This window comes from Aeromonas sp. MR7 (genome assembly GCF_963899385.1).
In the GTDB taxonomy this organism is placed as follows: Bacteria; Pseudomonadota; Gammaproteobacteria; order Enterobacterales; family Aeromonadaceae; genus Aeromonas; species Aeromonas bestiarum.
On record NZ_CAWQXH010000005.1, the window covers coordinates 1 to 22,729 of the forward strand.

Below are 22,729 nucleotides of genomic sequence, written 5' to 3' on the forward strand. Positions count from 1 at the left end.
TGTTGCTGCGGGAGTGGAATTCTACTCAACCGCCTTCTCGAGTCAAGCCTTATTTTCAAAGGCTTTTTCGAGGCACCGACAGGCTTGTTTGCGTTGCCGCTTGCCCTGTCGATGTGGCGCATTATAGGGAGCTGAATCTTTCTGGCAAGTAAAAACACTGTGTTTTATTGAAGAAGACGTTCAAGTGTTTAATCAACAACCAGATCGCGCAATAAGCATCCACTCATGTGCTTCAAAAGGGTGACCTCCCTCTTTTGCAGGCCAAAAACCCCGCTGTGCCTGACGACGCCTTATAAGGATGCGACGCTTTATATAGGAAGACAGATAGGGATAAAGAGAGGGATAAATAGAAAAGGGCCCTGCCGGGCCCTTTTCTATCGTGCCGTTACGGCACATCAGATGGAGAAACTGGAACCGCAGCCACAGGTTGTGGTGGCATTGGGGTTGGTCACGGTAAAGCGGGAGCCTTCCAGACCTTCGGTGTAGTCCACACTGCCGCCCACCAGGTATTGCAGGCTCATGGGATCGATCACCATGGTGACCCCACTCTTCTCAACCACTGTGTCCCCTTCATTGATTTTCTCATCGAAGGTGAAACCGTACTGGAAACCGGAGCAGCCACCGCCCGTGATGTAGACCCGCAGCTTGAGCTCGGGATTTTCTTCTTCGGTGATCAAGTTCTTCACCTTGTTGGCTGCCGCATCCGTCATCTGGATTGGCAACGGGGCTTCTGCTACTGCACTCATTACTGACCTCACAACCGTTAAATCCACAAACATGGAAACCGCGAAATTATCCAATACCCGACCATTTAGTTCAAGTATTCACCAAGCTTCTTACTGCACCGCAGGTGCCGGCGCGGGCGGAGCAACCACCAATGGTTTAATCACCTCCCCCCATTCGGCCAGCAACTCCTGGGCTGGTTGCCGACCCTCTTTGCCAATAGTGACACGCACCCGGTCCGGTACAAAGCCTTCCGGCAACTGCCAGTTGCCTTCCAGCAGCTGAAAGTAGCGCAAGGCGTAACGCCCCTCGCCCACTTTCATGCCGAGCTCACGGCTGCCGAGGGTGCTGGGCTTGTCACCCAGGCTCCCTTCTACCTTTATCTGCACCTGACCGCGAAACAGTTCGCGCTTCTTGGCTGGCTGGGTCAAGGCCAGCCGATAGTGATAGCGACCGGGAATACTGGTCTCCTGCAGGGTGAGGTTGTCGATCACCACCCCCACCTGCTCACCCGTCGGTCGCATGATACGCTCGAAGAAGGCCAGCTGCCGCTTCTGTTCCTGCACCTGGGCTTCCTGATCCTTGAGCGTCTGCTGCAGTTGTTCGAACGCGGCTCTCTGGGTAGCCAGCAGCGTCTCCTTGATGCCGAGGTCACTCTTGAGCTGGCCAATCGCCTTGCCCTGCCGCTCCAGGGTCTCTTGCTGCACCGTCAACAGGCTGCTCTGGGCCAGTTCCTGTCGATTGCCGACGAAATACCCGATCAGCGCACCCATCAGCAGCACAGCCAACAACTTCACTATCTGGGACATAAGGCCTCTTTTGTTACTGCGCCATACAGCGGCCATGCTCCCTTCACTATACGCGACTCGACCGGATTCGCGCTGACATACAAGGAGTTAACTGGCAATGGCATCGCTGTCTCCCCGCTTTTGACGCACCGCAAGCCGTAAAGTTCGCTCAAGGATCTGCGAATAGATGGGACGCCCACCCAGCCACTGAGCCACCAGGGTTGCCCCGACCGTGGTGATCATCATGGGCAGGATCAGCTGGTAGTTGTCGGTCATCTCGGTGACCAGCACGATGCCCGTGATGGGGGCCCGTACCGTGGCGGCAAACAGCGCCCCCATACCGGCGATGGCAAAGGCGCCCGGTTCTATGCCAAGCTCGGGAAATGCGGCATGAAACAGATGACCGAACACCACGCCAAACAGGGTGCCAAGGGCCAGGGTCGGGGCAAACACGCCACCGGGGGCGCCGGAGCAGAAGCAGATAAGAGTGGCCACCAGCCGCACAGAGAAAATGAGGAACAGGGTCGCCATTGCATACTCACCGCCCATCAGATGGGGGATAAGCTCTGTCCCTCCGCCGGTCACCGAGGGTGCAAACAGCGACAGCACGCCAAAAGTACCGGCGACCAGCATGCCGATGGCCACAAAGCGGTGGCGCTTGTTCTGATGCAGCGCCAGATAAGCATCCTGACAGGCCAGCACCAGCTTGTTGAAGACAAAGCCCAGCACCCCGAAGGTGGCCCCCATGAAGAGGAACAGCCAGAGCGCCTTCAGCGCCGGAGCGTCATAGTGCGGCAGGCTGATCACGGGCGCCTGGCCCTTCATGTTCTGCAGCATCAGGGTTGTCATGATGGCGGAGATCCCCACCGCCTTGATGGCCAGGAAGGAGTAGCGAAACTGGGGGCGCATCTCCTCCATCACGAACAGGATCCCCGCCAGGGGCGCATTGAAGGCGGCGGCCAACCCACCCGCAGCCCCGGCAGCCAGCAGTGCATGGCCGTGCTCCTTCGGCAGCCGGAAGATATCCGCCACCATCTTGCCCAAGTTGCCCCCGATCTGCACCGAGGGCCCCTCCCGTCCCAGCACCATGCCGGAGCTCAGGGTACAGATGCCGCCAAAAAACTTGACCGGCAACACCCGCCACCAGCGCACCGGACGCAGCTCGTCCATGGCCCCTTCGATCTCGGGAATGCCGGAGCCGCCCGCTTCCGGGGCGAAGGTGTGAGTGAGGAAGTAGCCGACAAATCCCAGCAGGGCGCTGAAGCCAAACCCGAGCAGACCGAGCTGCCACCAGGGGCGATCGGCCAGCAAGGCGAGCCGCAGCCCGGCCAGCCAGTGCACGCCCGATTCGAACAGGCCGCACACCAGACCGGCCAGAGTGCCGACCAGGGCTGCCAGCAAGAGTACCAGCAGCGGCATCTTGTCTTGCTGAACAAGCCGCAGCAAGGCAGGGCGTCGCAAGACGGAGCCTGGGGGAGAGGCGAGCGGGTCGGAGGAGGAGAGTTCTTGTTGCACCAACGTATTGCACCATTTGGAAAAACCACATTCGTCTGCAGGCAGACGCGGGGATCATCCGGCATGCCGCCCGGCTGCCCAGCACAGGGCCTTTCTGCTATAGTCGGCCCGTTTCATTTAGCACGGGGCAGGCTTGGGGCCCGGATGACGAGAGCGCAAAGCATACTCCACCGCCCCCTCACTGCCGAGCCGCAATCGGCCGCCTGCGCCTGTGTGACGACCAAAATCCCATTAAGGATGATCCATGTCAAAATCAGATCAGCTGTTTGAACAGGCCCGCCAGACCATTCCGGGTGGCGTCAACTCACCGGTCCGCGCCTTCAATGGGGTCGGCGGTACACCCCGCTTCATCGATCACGCCGATGGTGCCTACCTCTATGACGTGGATGGTCAGGCCTATGTGGATTACATCGGCTCCTGGGGCCCCATGCTGCTGGGGCACAACCACCCGGCCATCAAGGCCGCCGTCATCAAGGCGGTGGAAAAGGGGCTGAGCTACGGCGCACCGACCGAGATCGAAGTGCTGATGGCCGAGAAGGTACGCCAGATAGTGCCCTCCATGGAGCAGGTGCGTATGGTCAACTCCGGCACGGAGGCGACCATGAGCGCCATCCGTCTGGCCCGTGGCTACACAGGTCGCGACAAGATCGTCAAATTCGAAGGCTGCTACCACGGCCACGCCGACTCCCTGCTGGTCAAGGCAGGCTCAGGCGCCCTGACGCTAGGTCAGCCCAACAGCCCGGGCGTGCCGGCCGATTTCGCCAAGCACACCCTGACCTGCGTGTTCAACGATCTGGATTCGGTGCGGGAAGTTTTCAGCCAGTACGGCAGCGAGATCGCCTGCATCATAGTCGAGCCGGTGGCCGGCAACATGAACTGCATCCCGCCGGTGCCCGGCTTCCTGGAAGGGCTACGCGCCATCTGTGACGAGGCCGGCGCCCTGCTGATCCTGGACGAGGTGATGACCGGCTTCCGCGTCTCCCTGCGCGGCGCCCAGGGTTACTACAATATCGACCCTGACCTCACCACTCTCGGCAAGATCATAGGGGCCGGCATGCCGGTCGGCGCCTTCGGCGGCAAGAAGAAGGTGATGCAGTACATAGCCCCGACCGGGCCGGTTTATCAGGCAGGCACCCTCTCCGGCAACCCCGTGGCCATGGCCGCCGGCCTCGCCATGCTGGACCTGCTGCTGGAACCGGGTCTGTATGAGCAACTGAACGCCAAGACAGCCCGGGTGGCCGAGGGGCTGAAAGCCGCCGCCGCCAAGCACGGCATCCCGCTTGCCATCAACTACGTGGGCGGCATGTTCGGCTTCTTCTTCACCGACGAGGCCGAGATCACCCGCTACGAGCAGGTGACCCGTTGCGACATGGAACGTTTCAAGCGCTTCTACCATCTGATGCTGGAGGAAGGTGTCTATCTGGCGCCAAGCGCCTACGAGGCAGGCTTCCTGTCGCTGGCGCACGGTGACAAGGAGATTGAACACACCCTGGCCGCCGCCGAGCGCAGCTTTGCCAAGCTGGCGGGTTAATCCCGACCCGGTTTGATGAGAGGGCCCTTCACGGGCCCTTTTTCATTGCCCCATGACTGGCCCACCCCACGCCCTGTCACGGTTCTGGTGCAATTCCTCAGCGGCCTCCGCCTGTTTGCCACTCTCTGGTGCAACAACTCCTACCATCTTTGTCATAAAGCGGGCCCACTATTTGCACACCATCAGCAGGAGCCCACTTGACCGAGGTGTGTATGGCAGAGATGAGCCCCATCGATGTGCTGCGGCGCTATCAGGAATACGAACCCGAACTGACCCCCTTGTTGCTGGGGCTGCTCACCGCCCCCCTCGACTCGCTCAGGGGTTATCCCTTCATACTGGCCATAGGCCAGAGCCATGAGCCTGCGAGGATCCTGCCCCCCGTGCCGGCGCCGCAATCACAGCTGCGCCTGGTGGTGCAGGGTCATGGCCGGGAGCTGACGCTCTGCCTCAATCAGCTGATCGCCTGGCTGATGGGGGACAGAGAACGCCGCCGGGCCATGCCCTGGTTCAAGGCGGTGTACGTGGTGCTCAGCATGGCGCTGTTCCTAATCGTCGCCACCCTGATCTGGCATGGGCTGGAGCAGCTCTACCTGCTGCTGTGCGGGACGCAGCAGAACCGGCTCGGTGCCTTCAGCGCCATCATATTCCTGACCCTGGCGCTGGCGGTGTTCGATCTGGGCAAGACGATTCTGGAGGAGGAGGTGCTGCTGCATAAGGACATCTTCCGCCACAGCGCCATTCGCCGCACCATCACCCGCTTCATCGCCGCCATCCTGATCGCTGTCTCCATCGAGGGACTCTTGCTGCTGTTCAAGGGATCCCTCGGCCAGAGCGAGCTGCTCTGGCCTGCGGTGGGGGTGATGGGGTGTGCCGTGGGACTGCTGCTGGCACTGGGGCTTTATGTGTTTCTGGGAGCCAAGGCGGAGGCGGCACTGGTGCAGGCTAGCCTGCGACGCCCGCCAGCCGGGGTTGAGGCTGACGCAGCAACGCCCACCAGAAGACGCATCTGGTCCAGGAGATATGGGGGACGATGAAGGCCAGCGGCCACGTCAGCATCACCACCGCCTGAACCAACAAGGTGCGGCAAGCACAGCGCCGAAAAACGGCGCCGTGCAGGCTAGCCAGCGACGCCCGCCAGCCGGGGTTGGGACTGGCGCCGCGCAGCCCGCCAGGAGGCGTACATGGTCCAGGAGGTATAGATGACGATGAAGGCCACCAGCCACTTCAGCATCTCCATGTCCATGGATTTGACCAGCATGGCGGCCAGCACCACGCCAATGGGGCCGAAGATGGCCACCGCCAGCACCGCCTTGGCATCGAAGGCCCCCTTGCGGATGAAGGTGCCCGCCGAAAAGACGCTGAGCACGGCGGTGGAGCCCATCATGATGGGGAAGGCCGCCAGCGGATTCATGCCGAGCAGGTAGACCAGCGTCATGCAGGGGGCAAACAGGCCTATGCCGACGTTCATCAAGACCCCGAAGATGAAGTTGCCGAGCAGGGCAATGCCCAGCTTGTAGCCGGTCAGCCCCATGGCATCGCCACCGAGGGGGAACAGCCCCAGCAGGCCCGCGAAGATGAGCCCGGCCACCACCAACAGGGAGACAGCCATCACCAGCCGTATGGTCTGTCGATCAAACGACGCTACATGGCGTGCCCCCCAGGCCGCCCCCACAGCCGCCGCCACCATCATGCTGATGAGGGTGAGCGGATCCACCTTGACCACACCGATGAAGATGAGGGACTGGGTCACGGTCGGCAACACGCACTGACCGTTGAGGGTGCCGGGCAACAGGCGATCATCGATCAGCTTGAACTGTTTGTAACAGGCCGTCTTCACCGCGAAGCTGCCGACGCCCAGGGTATCGAGAAAATTGGCAACAAACCCGATGGCAGCCACGGGCCAGAACGGGGTGGGTTCCAGCGATCCCTGTCGCCGTTTTTGCCACCAAGCCTGAACCAGCATGAAGATGAAAGCCAGGGCACAGATGATGAATATCAGGCGCAAAAGATTAATTAACATACAGAGTTCTCCAGCAACGGGCGGCGATTCTAAGGCAGTCAAAATAAAAAATCTTGGTCGGGATCAACCATTCACCCCATGCAAACGATTATCTGGAGAAAGTCCTGGCAGGCGCGCTCGAACGGCTCTGCTAATACTTGTCTATGAGGGCCAGCAGGCCTGGGGCCATCGGTGGTAGTCATGGTCATTTCGCGACGACCACAGTCACCGATGGGAAGTAGCCAAAAAGAAGGCCGGCATGCACCGACCTTCTTTTTTTATTGCTGACCGGCCCGTTGTCCGCAATCCGTCTCGTGCAGCCACGGCAAACGGGGCGCGAGCCAGCGGATCAGCGCATCCGACAATCCCGTCAGCAGCAAGAGTGGCAGACAGAGCAGGGTCAGCGACAAGGCCCCCACATAGACGTCCGTCAGCCAGTGGGCGCCGGAGAGGATGCGGGGCGCCGAAAACAGCGGCACCATCAAGAGGGCCATCACTTTGGCCCGGCGCGGCAGATAGCGCAGGGCGAAGCCAGCGAAGATCATCAGAAACAGGGCGTGGTCGCCGGGAAAGCTGTCGCTGGAGGAGTCCTTGGTCGGGATCGCGCTGAGCTGGGTGACACGCAGCGCATCTGGCACCGTCAGAGTCGGACTCGGGCGGCTGACCGGCAGCAGATGGCCAAACTGGTTGATAGCCAAGGCCCCCAACAGCATGACGATCCCCATGGCCACCAGGCGGCGGCGACCGAGCTCATGGGAGCGGAAGAAGCCAGTCGCGAGGATCAGCCCCATGCAGGCCAGCACCGCCAGATCGAACAGGCGATTGTTGGTCACGGCCACCACATCGGCCCACAGCCGAGACTGGCCCAGCCAGCCGTTGACCAGATGGAAGACGGCGAGATCCCACTGATCCCAAAGACCATGGGCAGGCAGGACACTCCAGCTGATGGCGATCAGGCCCCCCACCAGATAACACGGCACAAACTTGTTCATGCAGACGCTCCTCTCCCCAAAAAAGCGCAGTATTTTAGAACATAAAAATCGTGACGTGAATCACATAAATGTAAGCGGGGGTAACAAGACAAGCCGCCGCGATGACCTCAGCTCGGCCCTGTCACGACCAGCCAGAGGGGGTTTCGTGTGCCATCTTGGCCTGAACCCGGCTTGCGGCTAGTATGAGGGCTCTTATTTAGCGAGATGATGAGGAATATGCGCAGCTACCTTCGCATTATGCTGTTTGCCCTGGGTTTGCTGGCGGGCGTTCAGATACCGGGTCTTATCGACCTCTACTACCAGCGGCTGGATGCGCGTCTGCAACAGGCCAACCTCAGCCTGGTGCCGTTTCAGGGCACTGCGGATCAGCACTTCAACGGCGATCTGACCGCGCTGGTCAACCACTATCGTACCAATCCCGACCCCGTGTTTGCACAGGATGCCGCCAGCCTGCAGTACCTGGTGAGCCAGCAGCAGACGCTGTTGCAGGAGAGTGCCTTCAAGGATCGCCCCTGGTATCAGCAGCTGACGCACCTGCTGCTGCGCGCCGATGCCCAGCTCTGGCAAGACACACTGCAAAATTACAGCTACCTGGTGCCGCTCAAGCAATCGGCCATCATCTGTGGCATGTCGATAGGCTTCATCGCCGCCTTGCTGGGGGATCTGCTGTTGAGCCTGCTTCTGTTGCCGTTTCGAAAGCGACAACCGAGAACACGCCATGCCCTGCGCTAGCTGTAACGCATAAACATCGCGACAGCGACAAAAGTAAAGGGGGCCTGATGGCCCCTTTTTACGCTCAGACTGACGCGTTCATACCTCGTAAGGCAGCCGTGACTGCGCCACCAGCCGATCGAGCGCCTGTACCACCTGGGGATCGAACTGGCTGCCCGAGCGGGACTGTATGTATTCCATGGTCTGCGCCAGCGACCAGGGCTCCTTGTAGGGACGCCTGCTGAGCAGGGCATCGAACACATCGACCACAGCCACTATGCGGGCCGACAGCGGGATCGCCTCCCCCGCCAGCTGCTCCGGGTAGCCCTTGCCATCGAAATGCTCGTGATGCCCACGGGCGATCTCGGCCCCCAGCGACAGATAGCTGGTGCCTTCGACCATCTCGCCCGCCTTGTAGAGGATGTTGGCGCCGATGCCCGCATGCTGCTCCATGATGAGCCGTTCATCCGGCTCGAACCGCCCCGGCTTGTGCAGTATGTGGTCAGGGGTGCCGACCTTGCCGACGTCGTGCAGTATGCTGGCCATGCCTATCATGTCGACAAAACCGGGGGTCAGCTCATCGGGGTAGGCCCCCGCCTGTTGCATCTCGGCCACTATGGCATCGGACAGCTTCTGCACCCGCAGCACGTGCTCGCCGGTATCCGAGTCGCGAAACTCCGCCAGTGCGGCCAGCGCCACCACGGTCGCCTCCTGGGCGCGCAACAGCTGGTTGTAGAGATAAAGGTTGTCGTATGCAGCCGAAATCCGCTGACAGAACACATCCAGCAGATCGCATTCGAGGGGATCGAGCGGCTGGGTCGGCGTAAAATTGAGCACAAATTCACGGCCGTTCTGGGCGGCGATATAGAGCGCATCCTGCGGGTGTTCGAAGCGGTTGCGGCGGTTGGCGAGCGCACTCATCACAGAGTCGTGCAGCGCCGGAAAGGCGCTCAATGGCACCTCATCGAGCAGGGATTCATAGTCACCAGTGGCAGCCAGGATCTCCAGCTCCTGGGTGCCCGGTCGGCGTTCGACGCAGATGGCCCCCTCCGTGCCCACATCCAGGATGGCGCTGATCTGTTTGAGCACGCCGGAGGCAAATTCCCGAAGCGAATGAAGGTGATAGAGATCCCCCGCCCCCTCCAGTATCTTGCCGAGCCCCTGCCGGCTCTTGTCGATGGCGCAGAGGGTCTCGTAGGAACGTAACGAGGCGATCACTGTGGTGTAGAGCTTCTGCACCGTCAGTTCCGTCTTGGTCTTGTAGTCGTTGATGTCGTAATCGAGGATCACCCGCTGCTCCGGGGCCTGACCGGGCTGGCCGGTGCGCAGCACTATCCGCACCAGGCTGTTGTGCATCTCGTTGCGGATCTGGTGTACCAGCCGCAGCCCCGCATCTTCCGTCTCCATCACCACATCCAGCAGGATCAGGGCGATGCGCGGGTTGGCCAGCAGCATACGGGCAGCTTCGGCACCACTGTAGGCATTGAGGAGTTCGAGGGGGCGGGATTTGTATTGAATGTTGGAAAGTGCCAGCCGGGTTGCATGATGAATATCCGGTTCATCGTCCACGATCAGTACCTGCCAGGGGTTGATCGCCTTGGTCACCACGACCTCATCATCGTCCAGCTCGATGATGTCGTCATCCAGCCAGATCTCATCCTTGTCTTGGGCACTGCTCATATCGTTCACGCCTCCAGGCGCTGCATGAGTGTATTGACAGTATGTACCATCAGGCAGCGATGGATCACAAGAAGCCGCTGCGTTCAGCCCCTCGTCAACGGCCCTGGAACGCCCGGTTTGCCTGCTTACTCGAAAGGCTCCAGATAGGCCTGAATCGCCTTCTTCAACCACGCCAGCACCTTGCCATGATAGGCGTTTTCCGACAGATAGACGCCATAATCGCGCCATTGCAGGCTGAATTTGTGTTTCAGGGTCAGCAGTTCCCCCTGCCGCAGCTGACTCTGGATCAAGGGGGAAGGGAGCACGGCCCAGCCCAGCCCGTCCAGCACAGCATCCCGCATCAACTCGAAGCTGGAGAGGCCTATGTGCTGGCCGCCGATGGGGAGCAGGCTCTTGACCGAAAATTCATCCACGTAGGAGAGGGTGACCTGGGTATGGCCGGTCAAATCCTGCTGCAACACCCGCTTCAGGCTGGCCAGCGGGTGGCTCGGCGCCACCACCATCAGGGTGCGGATTGGATTGAGCACATCTATGTTGAGACCGCTGCGCTCCTGCTCCTCTGTGATGAGGCCGAAGGCGGCATCGACAAACCCCTCCTCCACCAGGGCGGGCAGCTCGGGGGGCGAGGCCAGCACCAGCGAGATACTGGTGCCTGGAAACTGGCGGCGCAGCGCGCCCAGCAGGTCGCGCCAGACCAGCTCGGGGATGGCATCATCCCGCGCCACCCGCAGCGCCACCTCGGCACCGGAGGCATAGTGCTCGCACTTGAGCTTGAGGCTGTTGGCTGCCTGCAGCAGCCGCTTGCAGTCATCCAGCACCAGCTCGCCGATCTCGGTCAATCGGCTCTGGTTGGCCCCTCGTTCAAAAAGTTCGACGCCAAGCTCAACTTCCAGTGCCGCGATCGCCGTGCTGACCGCACTGCGGCTCTTGCCAAGCCGGCGCGCCGTGTTGGCGATGGAGCCGCTGCTGGCGGACTCGACAAAGAGTTGTATCTGATAAAGCTTCATGACCGGGGCCGATGACGGAGGATCCTATATTCACATTACCTCGCCCCTCCTCGGCAAGGCAAACCTTCAGCGTCTGAATAGTCGACGCTCAGCGATTGCTGCACCCGGTCTCACTGCGGCTATCATCTCCCTCGTCGCAGCCACAGAAGGAAATTTTATGTTATTCAGTCGCATGCTCTTAGCTCGCATGTTTTTGACGGGCGCCATCCTGACCGAGGTGGCCGGCACCTCCAGCATGGCCCTGATCCCGGAGAACGAGGCCGGATGGCTCAACTATCTGCCGATGTGGATCCTCATCTCTTTCTCATATCTGCTGCTGGCCAAAGCCGCCAAAACAATCTCCATTGGTATTGCGTTTGCACTGTGGGAAGGCTTGGGGATCGGCCTGATCACCCTGGTCTCCATCCTGTTTCTGGGTTACGACATAGGTACCCAGGAGCTGATAGGTCTGGTGCTGGCAATAGTGGGTATTGTTATGGTGACAATGGGTGAAACCCACGATGAGCCGGTTGCCCGCCCACGTGGCACGGCCAGCCTCAGCAAGATAAAGGAGGCCACATGCACCCGTTGATTATCGTGCTCGGCGCGGCCCTGCTGGATATAGGCGCCAACATGGCGATCAACCGCTCGGTGGGTTTCCGCTACAAGGGCTGGGGCTTCCTCGGCATCCTGCTGGTGCTGTGCGCCTTTACCCTGCTCTCGGAGGCCGTGAGCACCGGCAAGATCGACCTGGCGGTCGCCTATGCCACCTGGGGTGCCATCGGCATTCTCGGTACCGCGCTCGGGGGTCTGCTGCTGTTTGGCGAGCGCCTCAAGCCCATCGGCTGGGTCGGCATGGTGGTGATGGCCGTCGCGGTGGCACTGCTGACCACGGCTTAACTCTCTTTTGCTCACACAATAAAAAAGCCGCCCGGTTCGCCGGGCGGCTTTTTTGCGAATGGTTACGGGCAACCAAGCGGGTTAACGGGCCGTTTCGTACAGCTCCAGCGGCAGACCATCGGGATCGGCGAAGAAGGTGAAGCGCTTGCCGGTCAGTTCATCCACCCGCACCGGCTCCACCTCGATCTGATGGATCTGCAGATGCCGGATGACGCGGTCGAGCTCGCTGACCCGAAAGGCCAGGTGGCGCAGACCACAGGCCTCCGGCCTAGAGGGGCGCGCGGGCGGTGCCGGGAAGCTGAACAGCTCCAGCTGGCTGCCATCGGGCAGGCCCAGATCCAGCTTCCAGGATTGGCGCGCCTCGCGCAGGGTCTCGGCCAGGATGGGCAGCCCCAGCACCTGGTGATAGAAGTGGCGCGAGCGGTCATAGTCGCTGGCGATGATGGCCACATGATGGATGGCGTCAAACAACGGGAAAGTCATATGCACTCCAGTCAAACGGGCAGCCAGGGCTGCCCGTTTCGTCTATCAGTTGAAGAAGCCGCCGAACCAGTCATCCAGCGCGCTGCGCGGTGAGGAGCTGCCACAGCTCATGGGCTCGGCCAGCCCGGCCAGTTTGGCCGGCACCTGCAGGCTGCCCGGGCAGTCGCTGACCACGCGGGATCCGCTGGCACGGGAGAAGTTGGCCCAGCTCACCCCTTGCGGCATCTTCAGCGCCAGGCTGTTGACGCCGCGCTGGCTCATGTAGCCGCTAAAGAGCTGCAAGGCGCCGCTGGCCCCGGTCAGCCCGGCGGATGTGTTGTCGTCACGACCCACCCAGATGCTGACCAGCTCGTTGTTGTCCAGCCCGGCAAACCAGGAGTCGCGCAGCTCGTTGGTGGTGCCCGTCTTGGCCGCCATGGTGGCGCCAGGGAACTTGGCATTCAATGCGCGGGCCGTGCCCTGGCTCACCGTCTTGGTCATGGCGAACAGGGTCAGCCAGCTGGCCTGCTCGTCGGTGACCCGCTTGGCGGTCTGATCATGCTGATAGAGAGTGCTGCCATCGCTGTTGACCACGGCGCGGATCGCCGACAGCGGCTGGGTCAGCCCCTGGTTGGCGATGGGCAGGTACATCTGGTTCACCTCCATTGGCGACAGGGCCACGGCCCCCAACACCAGCGACGGATAGGGCTGGATCTCCTGCTCGACCCCCAGCTTGTGCAGGGTATCCACCACCTTGTCCAGCCCCACCTGCAGACCCAGATTGACGGTCGGCACGTTGAGCGAGCTGGCCAGCGCATCCATCAGCGGCACGCTCTGGCGGAACTTGCGATCGTAGTTCTGCGGCGTCCAGATCTGGCCATCCTTGCCCCGGATGCGGATCGGCTGATCTTTCAGCGGGGTCGCCAGGGTCAGGCCGTTGGAGAGGCCGGTCAGGTAGACCGCCGGCTTGACCAGGGAACCTATCTGGCGACGGGCATCCAGCGCCCGGTTGAAGCCGGCGTAGCGGGGATCCCGCCCCCCCACCAGCGCAACCACTTCGCCCTTGTGCCAGTCGGAGACCACCATGGCCGCCTCCAGCTTCTTCTTACCGCGCTGTTTCTCGATCAGCGTCAGACCCGATGCCACCGCCTGCTCGGCGGCGTGCTGGGCGATGGGATCCAGGCTGGTGAAGATCTTGAGGCCGGACTGCTTGAGCAGATCCGCGCCGAAACGGCTCTGGATCTCGCGCTTGAGCAGCCCCATGAAGGCCGGGGTACGACCATAGCTCATCTGGCCACGGGTGATGATGCCGAGCGGCTGCTTGCTGGCGAGTTCGTACTCGGCCGGTTGCAGGCTGCCGTGATCCATCAGCAGCTTGAGCACTAGGTCACGCCGGGTCTTGGCCCGCTCGGGGAAGCGCCAGGGATCGTAATAGGAAGGTCCCTTCACCAGCCCCACCAGCAACGCCACCTGATCTATGTCCAGCTCGTTGACCGGAATGCCGAAGTAGAAATAGGAGGCGAGCCCGAAACCGTACACCCCTTGCGAGAAGTTCTGCCCCAGATAGACCTCGTTGAGGTAGGCCTCCAGGATCTCGTCCTTGCTGTAGCGATAGTCGATCAGCACCGCCATGTAGGCTTCCTGCGCCTTGCGCCACAGACTGCGCTCGCGGGTCAGGAAGAAGTTCTTGGCCAGCTGCTGAGTGAGGGTACTGCCCCCCTGCACGGTGCGACCGGCCAGCACGTTGGCCGCCATGGCGCGCAGTATGGCCACCGGCGAGACGCCGCCGTGCTGATAGAAGTCGCGATCTTCGGTGGTGAGCAGAGTCACCAGCAGGCTGTCGGGTACCTCGGCGATGCGCACCAGCAGGCGATCCTCCCGATCCTCGGTATTGAGGCGATCGAGCAGCACAGGGTCCATCTGGGCGTAGCCGAGCTGGCGCTGGTTCTCCAGCGACTGGATCCCCTCCAGCCGCGCGCCGTTGAAGGTGAGGCGCAGGCCGCGGGCACCGTCGGCGCCATCGTGGAAGGCGAACGGGCGGCGAATAAGCTCGATGCGGTTGCCGTTGATCGCATACTCGCCCGGCGTGTGAGGCTGGCGCACCTGCTTGTAGCTCAGCATGTTGAGCTCACGCAGCATCTGGGTCTGGGAGAGGCGCTGGCTGGGGTAGAGCTCCAGCGGACGGCTGTAGACCATCACCGGCAGTTGCCACTTCTCGCCATCGAAGCGCTCGCGCACCTTGGTATCCAGGTAGATGCCAAACACCACCATGAAGGCGGCCACCACCAGGGAGAGCTTGAAGCCAAGCCAGAACAGCTTGCGCCAGATGGTGCGTTTGGGCGCCACCTTCTTGGGTGCGCGCTTGCGTCGTTGCGTTGCCATGAATCCTCTTTGCTATTAGTTATGTCGCCATCGCGGGCGTAGTCATTATCTCATTGGTCTTGGCGAGCGCCGCAGGCTGATTAACCGCGCAGCGCCCTAGTCAAGCGGCCGTGATCCACAGGTTCGCTCAGGCTGCGCCAATCACAGCTAGATGCCCATCTTCTTCTTGGTCACCTTGGTCGGCATCGCCTCCAGCGGGTTATCCGGCCAGTAGTGACGGGGATAACGCCCCTTCATCTCTTTTTTTACCAGCTCGTAGGAACCGGCCCAGAAGGCGGCGAGATCGGCGGTGATCTGCAGCGGCCGCTGGGCCGGCGAGAGCAGCTCCACCACCAGCGCCACCCGGCCGTCGGCCACGCAGGGGGTGGTGCCTTGCCCGAACATCTCCTGAATGCGCACCGGGATCACAGGCGCCTGACCCGGCTGATAGCGAATGCGCACCCGGCTGGCGGTCGGCGCCGTGAAGTGGCTCGGCAGCGCCTCGTCCAGCCGTTTGGGCAGCGGCCAGGGCAGGGATTGACGCAGGATGTCGTTGAGGTTGAGCCGCTTCAGCTGCTCCAGCCGGGTCATGCCGCTCAGGGCAGGCAACAACCACTCTTCCAGCCGGTCCAGCAGGCTTTCGTCGTCCATGGCGGGCCAGCCGTCATCCGGCAACCAGTCACGGGCGCAGCGCAGACGGGCCAGCAGCCCTTCGCTCTGTTCATCCCAGGGCAGCACATGCAACCCCTTGCGGCGGATCCCCTGCAGCAGGCAACGCCCCTTCTGCTCATCGGAGAGCTCGGTCAGCGGCCGCTGGCTTAGCACCAGCTCGCCGATCACCTGCTGGCGCTCGGCCCGCACCCGCTCCTCCCGTTCGTCCCAGTCAAACCACTGGCGCTCGCTCACCAGCTCCGGCAGCTGGCGCGCCAGCTCGTCCAGCTCCACCGGCTCGGCGATGAAGATGCGGCTGCCACGATCGTTTTGCCCCATCTCGATGGCGATCAGGGCCCCTTGTCCCTGGCATGGGTGACCTTCTACCAGATCGCAGCTCACCCCACCACTGAGTTGATAGCGGCTACCGCTGCGCAGCTTGCCGATCCTGTCCGGCCAGGCGAGGGCGCACAGCAGTCCCAGCCACTGCCCCTGGGCCTGACGTTGTGACGCGCCAGACCTGACACCGAGGCGCTCGAACCAGCGGGCAGCCCCCTGCCGCAGGGCGCCAAGCCGGCGGTGAAACAGCACACAGAGGCGTTCAGATCCTCGCAGATCTTCTTCCAGCAGCGCCACCAGGAAAGCGGCATCGGCGACAATCCCTGTCAGACCCTCGGCCTCCAGCGCGCGGGCCCGCAGCAGCATGCGCGCCAGCCGGGGATGAGTGCCGAAGGCCGCCATGGCACGGCCGGCGGGAGTAAGTTGTTGCTCACCTTCGGGCGTCATGGCGCCCAGGCTGACCAGCAGCCGCTGGGCACTGGCCACGGCGGCGGCGGGGGGCATGTCCAGCAGTGGCAGGCTCTCCACCCTGGCGCCCCACTGGGCGGCGTCCAGCAGCAGGCCGGTCAGCTCCTGGGTCAGTATGTCCGGCGGGCTCTGCTCGGCGAGACGCTCCTGCACCTCGCCGCTCCAGAGCCGGTAGCAGACACCGGGGCCGAGCCGGCCGGCGCGGCCCGCCCGCTGGGTGGCGGAAGCCCTGGCGATCTGGCGGGTCTCCAGCCGGGTGACGCCGCTTTTCAGATCAAAGCTGGCGCGCCGCTCCAGCCCGCTGTCGATGACCATGTGTATGCCCTCTATGGTGAGGGAGGTCTCCGCCACATTGGTTGTGAGTACCAGCTTACGGCGGCCCGCAGGCGCCGGCTCGATGGCGGCCTGCTGCGCCGCCATGTCGAGGCGCCCATAGAGCGGTGCGAGGCGCACGTCATCCGGCAGCCGTCCCTCCAGCCACTGGGCAAGCCGCTCTATCTCCCCCTGCCCCGGCAGGAACACCAGGGCGCTGCCGGCGTGACTGGCCAGCGCCTCCAGCACGACGGCGCCGACTTGCGGCTCCAGCCACTGCTGGCGATTGATGGGGCGATAGTGATAGTCGATGGGAAAACCGCGCCCCTCGGAACGGATCACCGGGGCGTCCGGCAACAGGGCCTCCAGCGCCATGCCATCCAGGGTGGCGGACATGATGAGCAGCTTGAGATCGTCCCGCAGCCCCTGCTGGCTCTCGATGGCAAAGGCCAGGGCGGTATCGGCGTGCAGGCTGCGCTCGTGGAACTCATCGAAGATGACGAGCGACACGCCCGCCAGCTCGGGAGCCTGTTGCAGCATCCGGGTCAGCACCCCCTCGGTGACGATCTCGAGTCGGGTCCGGGCACTGGTTCGACTCTCGCCCCTTACCCGCAGGCCGATGCGCTCGCCCACTTGCTCCCCCAGCTGACGAGCCAGAAAGCCGGCTATGTTGCGCGCCGCCAGACGACGGGGCTCCAGCATGATGATGCGACCGGGCAGCCGGTTCTGGCGGACCAGCTCCAGCGGCAGCAGGGTCGACTTGCCCGCGCCTGGCGGCGCCTGCAGGATCACGCTGGCATGGCTGTCGATGGCGGCAAACAGCGCCGGCAACACGGACACTATGGGGAGTTGGGACAAAGCGACGAGCACCTTCTGTGATGACCTTAAAAACGGCGCCCATTCTGCCATAGCATCCGCCACCACCGTGAGCAGATGTCGCCAGCGAGACATAACCGCCACGGCTGCCCTGGCATTCACGGCCATGTCGCCGGGATACGCTGCGGCGAGACATAACCACCACGGCTGCCCTGGCATTCACGGCCATGTCGCCGAGATACGCTGCGGCGAGACATGACCACCACGGCTGCCATAGCATTCACGGCCATGGCACCGAGATACGCTGCGGCGAGACATGACCACCACGGCTACCACAGCATTCACGGCCATGGCGCCGAGATACGCTGCGGCGAGACATGACCACCACGGCTGCCATAGAATGGGGGCCATGTCATGAGCGTAAAAAGGCACACTCCCCAGAAATGGCCAAACTCTTCTTTGCCCTGCCCCTGCACCGGCTCGCCCCCGAGCTGATCGACTGGCGTGACCAGCTCCCCTGGCCGGGCCAGCCGGTCCCCGAAGCCAACCTCCACCTGACGCTGGCCTTTCTGGGTGAAGCCGATCAGGTCACCACTGCCCGCCTGATGGCCGCCGCCGATCGGCAGCACTGTCCGCCGCTGACCATCAGGCTGGATGAGACCGGCTGGTTCAGCCGTGCCAAGGCGGCCTGGGTGGGGCCGGGTGACTGGCCGAACGAGCTGAACGTGCTGGCCAGGGCGCTGCGCCGTCACGGCGAGAAGCTGGGGCTTGGCAACGGCGAGCAGGGCTATCGTCCCCACGTCACCCTGTCGCGCAAGGCGAGCGAGGCGCCCGGCACCTTGCCGGCGCCGGATTTTTTGCTGCATGCGGATCACTTCTGCCTCTATCAATCCATTGCAACCCCGGACGGGGTTCGCTATGAGCCGCTCGCCTGCTGGCCCCTGCGCGCCAGAGAGAAGATGGTGTCGTGACAGTCGCTCGGCCTCGCTTCCTGCCTATAAAAGAGAGAACAGCACCATGATTTTCGATCCCCCCCTGCAATCCGGGCAGCTCATCTCCCGCTACAAGCGCTTCCTGACCGACGTGCTGCTCGACAATGGCGAGCAGCTCACCATCCACTGCGCCAATACCGGCGCCATGACCGGCTGCGCCGAGCCGGGCACCCGGGTCTGGTACTCCACCTCCGACAACCCCAAGCGCAAGCTGCCCCACAGCTGGGAAATCGCCGAGAGCACGGCGGGGCACTTCATCTGCGTCAACACGGCGCGCGCCAACCAGATAGCCCGCGAGCTGATCGAACAGGGGGCGCTGGCCCCGCTCGCCGGTTACGCCAGGCTGCGCACAGAAGTGAAATACGGTGAAGAGAACAGTCGCATCGACCTGCTGCTGGAGGATGACCACAGGCCCTCATGCTACATAGAGGTGAAATCCGTGACCCTGCTCGATGAGCGGGAGCAAGCCGGCATGGGCTACTTTCCCGATGCGGTAACCACCCGTGGCGCCAAGCATTTGCGTGAATTGATGGCCATGAAGGCGGCAGGGCACAGAGCCGTGCTGCTATTTATGGTTTTGCACTCTGGAATAGTGAGAATGCGCCCTGCAGCACACATAGATCCGCACTATAGTCTGCTTATTGAGCAAGCAATTGCGGCAGGGGTTGAAATTTTATGCTATCGACCCCATGTTGGGGTGCAGAGCATGGTGGCCCAAGATTTTATCCCGTTTGAATCTTGTCACCTGCTACCCGAGGGCAGCGAATAAATGTTGGGATGGGTAACATAATTGGTACGGCTTGTTTGCCTACGCGTTACCCTTCTGCTATAGATGTCGCCCTCAATTTATGGATGGCACGGGTAGCGTGCTGAATTAGGAGACAGGGCATGCCAACAGGCGAAAACAGGAAATCTCTGGGCCCCCTGGCCATTGCGGGTGTGGCGCCTTACCAGGAAAAACCGGGTGAGGAGTACATGAATGACCAACAAAAGGCACATTTTCGCAAGATCCTGGGAGCCTGGCGCAACCAACTGATGCAGGAAGTTGACCGCACCGTTGACCACATGAAGGATGAGGCAGCCAACTTTCCGGATCCCGTGGATCGCGCCGCGCAAGAAGAAGAGTTCGCTCTCGAATTGCGTACCCGCGACCGTGAACGCAAGCTGATCAAGAAGATCGAGAAGACCTTGGTGCTGCTTGAAGACGATGACTTCGGTTACTGCGAGCATTGCGGTATCGAGATCGGTATCCGTCGTCTGGAAGCCCGTCCGACAGCCGACCTCTGTGTCGACTGCAAGACACTCGCTGAAATCAAGGAAAAACAGATGGCCGGTTGATACCGACCACTGGCATAACTGAAAAAAGGGAGCTTGCGAGCTCCCTTTTTTATTGAGCTTTTGGTCTGGGCGTCCCAGAATGCAGCCTCAATGAATCGCTTGCCCTGATTGCCATGCCCGTGAATACAGTCCCGTCGCCCCAGACTCGCCCCTATACAGGTCGCTTTGCCCCCTCCCCGTCAGGCCCGCTCCATTTTGGCTCCCTGATTGCGGCGCTCGGCAGTTTCTTGCAGGCCAGGGCGCAACAGGGACGCTGGCTGGTGCGGATCGAAGACATAGATCCGCCGCGGGAGATGGCCGGTGCCGCCCCGCTCATACTGCAGACATTGGCGGCCCATGGCCTGGAGTGGGATGGGGAAGTGATGTACCAGAGCCGGCGTCATGGTCGTTATGACGAGATCATCGGGCAGCTCTATCAGGCTGGCGATCTCTACTGGTGCCGCTGTACCCGGCGCGAGATCATGGCGGGCGGCGGCTTGTACCTCGGCCACTGTCGTGAGCTTGGTCTCGGAGCCGAGGGATGCGCCGCCCGGCTGCGCCAGCACCATCCGGTCTACCATTTCGAGGATGGGTTGCAGGGCCGCATTGCGGTTCCTGCGGCGCTGGCCGAAGAGGACTTCATCATACGCCGCCGGGATGGCCTCTACGCCTATAACCTGGCGGTGGTGGTGGACGACATGGACAGCGGCATCACAGAGATAGTGCGCGGTGCCGATCTGCTGGAGCCCACGGTGCGCCAGGTTGCCCTCTACCAGACGCTGGGGGCCAGCATACCCGCCTGGGTGCACCTGCCACTGGCAGTGCTGGCGGATGGCCACAAGCTGTCGAAGCAGAACCATGCGCCGGCACTGGCGCTGGACGAGGTCAGGCCGGCCCTGTGGCAGGCGCTGCACTTTCTCGGCCAGTGCCCGCCCCCCGAGCTGATGGCGAGCCGCATTGACGAGATCATCGGCTGGGGCATTGCCCACTGGCGGCTCGACCGGGTTCCAGCCAGAGAGAAGATCAGCCTGGGACAGGGAACGCCGGGCTTTGCATTGGGTCAGGCCTGAGCGCGCTGACATGGACAACACAGTTTTTTGGTTAGCCAAGCCTGAACTTTTTGAATGAACCACATCGTTTTTCATTTGGTCAGGCCTGAGCTATGATAGGCCGCTATTTTTTGGCCTCCCGTCAATTTGAAGTCATGAAGAGGTGTACCATTTTTTCCCAGATCGCAAACTTTTGCCGCAAGGTGCTCGGCAAGGAAGACGGCGAGCAGTCGGTGAAGTCTCCCATCCCGGCCCACGTAACCGGGCAACGCCGTACCTTAAGCCGTGACCAGCACCCCATCTCGCGCAAAGAGATCAGCGAGAATGCGCTCAAGGTGCTCTATCGCCTGAACAAGGGTGGCTATGATGCCTACCTGGTCGGCGGGGGTGTCCGGGATCTGCTGCTCGGGAAGACGCCAAAGGATTTCGACATCGCTACCAACGCGACGCCGGAGCAGATCAAGGCGCTGTTCAGCAACTGCCGCCTGATCGGCCGCCGCTTCCGCCTGGCCCACATCGTCTTTGGTCGTGACGTGATCGAAGTGGCCACCTTCAGGGGTCACCACCATCAGGTCAATACCAGCAAGCATGTGTCGGCCCAGTCTGATGAAGGCATGCTGCTGCGCGACAACGTCTACGGCACCATAGAAGAGGATGCCGAGCGTCGCGATTTCACCGTCAACGCCCTCTATTACAGTGCCAGGGATTTCACCCTGCACGATTTCGAGGGTGGCATCGAGGACCTCGCCCAGCGCAAGCTGGAGCTGATCGGCGACCCCGAGACCCGCTATCGCGAGGATCCGGTGCGCATGCTGCGCGCCGTGCGTTTCGCCGCCAAGCTGGACATGACCATAAGCCCGCGCAGCGCCGCCCCCATCAAGGAGCTGGCATCCCTGCTGCAGGACATCCCCGCCGCCCGCCTGTTTGAGGAGACCCTCAAGCTGTTCCTGGCTGGCGATGGCCTGGCGACCTACAAGCTGATGCGCGAATACGGGCTGTTCCAGCCGCTGTTCCCGCAGGTGGCCGCCCTGTTCACGCCCCACGGTACCTCGCCGTTCGAGCAGTTCATCGAACTGGCGCTGCTCGATACCGACACCCGGGTGCGGGCAGACAAGCGAGTCACCCCGGCCTTCCTCTACGCCACCCTGCTGTGGGGCTGTGTCGAAGCCCGCGCCCGCGTGCTGGAAAACGAGAGCGGCCTGCCCTGGCACGACGCCTTCATGCTGGCCATCAACGAGGTGCTGGACAACCAGGTGCGGATCATCGCCGTACCGCGCAGGTTCACCACGGATGTGCGCGACATCTGGGCCCTGCAACAGCGACTGACCCGCCGTCAGGGTCGTCACCCCGAGCGGGCCATGGAGCACCCGAAATTCCGCGCCGCCTACGACTTCCTGTTGCTGCGCAACCGGGTCGAGCGCGGCCTCGGCGAGCTCGCCAGCTGGTGGGAACGCTACGTGGAGTCCAATCCGGACGTGCGCCCGCAACTGCAACGGGAAGCGACCCGGGGCGGTGAACGCGCACCTGCGACCGACGAAAAGCGCAGCGGTAACAGCAACAGCCGCAACCGTCGTCGCCCCCGTCGTCGCAAGCCGAAAGCGGCCGAGTAATGACCGAGGTCTTCGTTGCCATCGGCTCCAATCTGGCTGACCCGCTCGGCCAGGCCCGCCGCGCAGTGGTCGCACTGGCGGCGCTGCCGGAGTCCGAGTTGCAACAGGCCTCCTCGTTTTACAGCAGTCGCCCCATGGGCCCTGCGGATCAGCCGGACTACGTCAATGCCGTGGTGCGGCTGAACACCCGGCTCGGCCCCCTGGCCTTGCTGGATCAACTGCAAAAAATCGAGCTGGAACAGGGACGTGTGCGCAAGGATGAACGTTGGGGCCCCAGAACCCTGGATCTCGATCTGCTGCTCTATGGCGATCGGATCATCAGGCATGAGCGCCTCGTCGTTCCCCATTACGGCATGAAGGAGCGGGAGTTCGTGCTGCTGCCCCTTGCCGAGATTGCGCCCGCTCTGGTGCTGCCCTGCGGCACCCCGCTCGCACAACTGGTTGCCCGCTGCCCGCACAATGATCTTGCCATCATTGCCCCCGTGGCAGCACTTGGGGAACCCTGATGAGCAGAGCCATCGACGCCC

At 62.3% G+C, this 22,729-nt stretch carries 21 protein-coding genes; 11 read left to right on the plus strand and 10 right to left on the minus strand.

Annotation, left to right across the window (positions count from 1 at the left end):
* Nucleotides 1-395 precede the first annotated feature (395 nt).
* The 3 genes from erpA to clcA all read right to left on the minus strand — a co-directional run bounded on the left by erpA (nucleotide 396) and on the right by clcA (nucleotide 3,029).
* Entirely contained in the window at nucleotides 396-746 is a 351-nt protein-coding gene (erpA, locus tag AACW87_RS02710) for an iron-sulfur cluster insertion protein ErpA (RefSeq protein ID WP_043141728.1), read from the minus strand.
* A gap of 90 nt (nucleotides 747-836) precedes the next feature.
* A complete protein-coding gene (locus AACW87_RS02715) occupies nucleotides 837-1,532 on the minus strand; it encodes a DUF6776 family protein (RefSeq protein ID WP_103472466.1) in 696 nt (231 codons plus the stop codon).
* A gap of 87 nt (nucleotides 1,533-1,619) precedes the next feature.
* Nucleotides 1,620-3,029, minus strand: a complete 1,410-nt coding sequence (clcA, locus tag AACW87_RS02720) for a H(+)/Cl(-) exchange transporter ClcA (RefSeq protein WP_241326483.1) — start codon at nucleotides 3,027-3,029, stop codon at nucleotides 1,620-1,622.
* Nucleotides 3,030-3,270: 241 nt separating this feature from the next.
* Here clcA and hemL point away from each other — a divergent pair, with 241 nt between their 5' ends.
* The gene (hemL, locus tag AACW87_RS02725) at nucleotides 3,271-4,557 is read left to right on the plus strand and encodes a glutamate-1-semialdehyde 2,1-aminomutase (protein ID WP_241326484.1); all 1,287 of its coding nucleotides are present in this window, start codon (nucleotides 3,271-3,273) and stop codon (nucleotides 4,555-4,557) included.
* Between the two features lie 212 nt (nucleotides 4,558-4,769).
* The gene (locus tag AACW87_RS02730) at nucleotides 4,770-5,591 is read left to right on the plus strand and encodes a hypothetical protein (RefSeq protein ID WP_241326550.1); all 822 of its coding nucleotides are present in this window, start codon (nucleotides 4,770-4,772) and stop codon (nucleotides 5,589-5,591) included.
* Nucleotides 5,592-5,674: 83 nt separating this feature from the next.
* Here AACW87_RS02730 and AACW87_RS02735 read toward each other — a convergent pair whose 3' ends face one another.
* Together AACW87_RS02735 and AACW87_RS02740 are read right to left on the minus strand one after the other, a co-directional pair.
* Nucleotides 5,675-6,577, minus strand: a complete 903-nt coding sequence (locus tag AACW87_RS02735; protein ID WP_043141717.1) for a sulfite exporter TauE/SafE family protein — start codon at nucleotides 6,575-6,577, stop codon at nucleotides 5,675-5,677.
* 257 nt (nucleotides 6,578-6,834) lie between these two features.
* Nucleotides 6,835-7,548, minus strand: a complete 714-nt coding sequence (locus AACW87_RS02740; protein ID WP_241326485.1) for a phosphatase PAP2 family protein — start codon at nucleotides 7,546-7,548, stop codon at nucleotides 6,835-6,837.
* Between the two features lie 204 nt (nucleotides 7,549-7,752).
* On the opposite strand from AACW87_RS02740, the gene AACW87_RS02745 reads away from it, so the two are divergent.
* Nucleotides 7,753-8,280, plus strand: coding sequence for a DUF2937 family protein (locus tag AACW87_RS02745; RefSeq protein ID WP_241326486.1), 528 nt, complete (start codon nucleotides 7,753-7,755; stop codon nucleotides 8,278-8,280).
* 78 nt (nucleotides 8,281-8,358) lie between these two features.
* Here AACW87_RS02745 and AACW87_RS02750 read toward each other — a convergent pair whose 3' ends face one another.
* Both AACW87_RS02750 and AACW87_RS02755 read right to left on the minus strand, forming a co-directional pair.
* Nucleotides 8,359-9,939: a DUF3369 domain-containing protein gene (locus AACW87_RS02750; protein WP_241280821.1), complete on the minus strand. Its 1,581-nt coding sequence runs from the start codon at nucleotides 9,937-9,939 to the stop codon at nucleotides 8,359-8,361.
* Between the two features lie 125 nt (nucleotides 9,940-10,064).
* Nucleotides 10,065-10,946, minus strand: a complete 882-nt coding sequence (locus AACW87_RS02755; protein WP_043141706.1) for a LysR family transcriptional regulator — start codon at nucleotides 10,944-10,946, stop codon at nucleotides 10,065-10,067.
* A gap of 157 nt (nucleotides 10,947-11,103) precedes the next feature.
* Here AACW87_RS02755 and AACW87_RS02760 point away from each other — a divergent pair, with 157 nt between their 5' ends.
* Entirely contained in the window at nucleotides 11,104-11,517 is a 414-nt protein-coding gene (locus AACW87_RS02760; protein WP_080741178.1) for an SMR family transporter, read from the plus strand.
* Nucleotides 11,505-11,825: an SMR family transporter gene (locus AACW87_RS02765; protein WP_042869414.1), complete on the plus strand. Its 321-nt coding sequence runs from the start codon at nucleotides 11,505-11,507 to the stop codon at nucleotides 11,823-11,825. The genes AACW87_RS02760 and AACW87_RS02765 overlap by 13 nt, the downstream gene beginning before the upstream one ends.
* An 81-nt stretch (nucleotides 11,826-11,906) precedes the next feature.
* Here AACW87_RS02765 and gloA2 read toward each other — a convergent pair whose 3' ends face one another.
* The 3 genes from gloA2 to hrpB all read right to left on the minus strand — a co-directional run bounded on the left by gloA2 (nucleotide 11,907) and on the right by hrpB (nucleotide 17,276).
* Nucleotides 11,907-12,308 (minus strand): SMU1112c/YaeR family gloxylase I-like metalloprotein, encoded by a 402-nt coding sequence (gloA2, locus tag AACW87_RS02770; protein ID WP_043141703.1) that lies wholly within the window; start codon nucleotides 12,306-12,308, stop codon nucleotides 11,907-11,909.
* Nucleotides 12,309-12,353: 45 nt separating this feature from the next.
* A complete protein-coding gene (mrcB, locus tag AACW87_RS02775) occupies nucleotides 12,354-14,669 on the minus strand; it encodes a penicillin-binding protein 1B (RefSeq protein ID WP_043141702.1) in 2,316 nt (771 codons plus the stop codon).
* A gap of 147 nt (nucleotides 14,670-14,816) precedes the next feature.
* Nucleotides 14,817-17,276, minus strand: coding sequence for an ATP-dependent helicase HrpB (hrpB, locus tag AACW87_RS02780; protein WP_241326487.1), 2,460 nt, complete (start codon nucleotides 17,274-17,276; stop codon nucleotides 14,817-14,819).
* A 401-nt stretch (nucleotides 17,277-17,677) separates the two neighbouring features.
* Here hrpB and thpR point away from each other — a divergent pair, with 401 nt between their 5' ends.
* The 6 genes from thpR to folK all read left to right on the plus strand — a co-directional run bounded on the left by thpR (nucleotide 17,678) and on the right by folK (nucleotide 22,708).
* Nucleotides 17,678-18,205, plus strand: coding sequence for an RNA 2',3'-cyclic phosphodiesterase (gene thpR, locus AACW87_RS02785; protein WP_241326488.1), 528 nt, complete (start codon nucleotides 17,678-17,680; stop codon nucleotides 18,203-18,205).
* 46 nt (nucleotides 18,206-18,251) lie between these two features.
* Entirely contained in the window at nucleotides 18,252-18,995 is a 744-nt protein-coding gene (gene sfsA / locus AACW87_RS02790; protein WP_241326489.1) for a DNA/RNA nuclease SfsA, read from the plus strand.
* 119 nt (nucleotides 18,996-19,114) lie between these two features.
* Entirely contained in the window at nucleotides 19,115-19,564 is a 450-nt protein-coding gene (dksA, locus tag AACW87_RS02795; protein ID WP_033137830.1) for an RNA polymerase-binding protein DksA, read from the plus strand.
* 113 nt (nucleotides 19,565-19,677) lie between these two features.
* A complete protein-coding gene (gluQRS, locus tag AACW87_RS02800) occupies nucleotides 19,678-20,613 on the plus strand; it encodes a tRNA glutamyl-Q(34) synthetase GluQRS (protein WP_241326490.1) in 936 nt (311 codons plus the stop codon).
* Nucleotides 20,614-20,747: 134 nt separating this feature from the next.
* Complete coding sequence (pcnB, locus tag AACW87_RS02805) at nucleotides 20,748-22,202, plus strand: polynucleotide adenylyltransferase PcnB (RefSeq protein ID WP_241326491.1); 1,455 nt, start codon at nucleotides 20,748-20,750, stop codon at nucleotides 22,200-22,202.
* On the plus strand, nucleotides 22,202-22,708 hold the full coding sequence (gene folK / locus AACW87_RS02810) for a 2-amino-4-hydroxy-6-hydroxymethyldihydropteridine diphosphokinase (RefSeq protein WP_043138779.1): 507 nt from the start codon (nucleotides 22,202-22,204) through the stop codon (nucleotides 22,706-22,708). The genes pcnB and folK overlap by 1 nt, the downstream gene beginning before the upstream one ends.
* Nucleotides 22,709-22,729 lie beyond the last annotated feature (21 nt).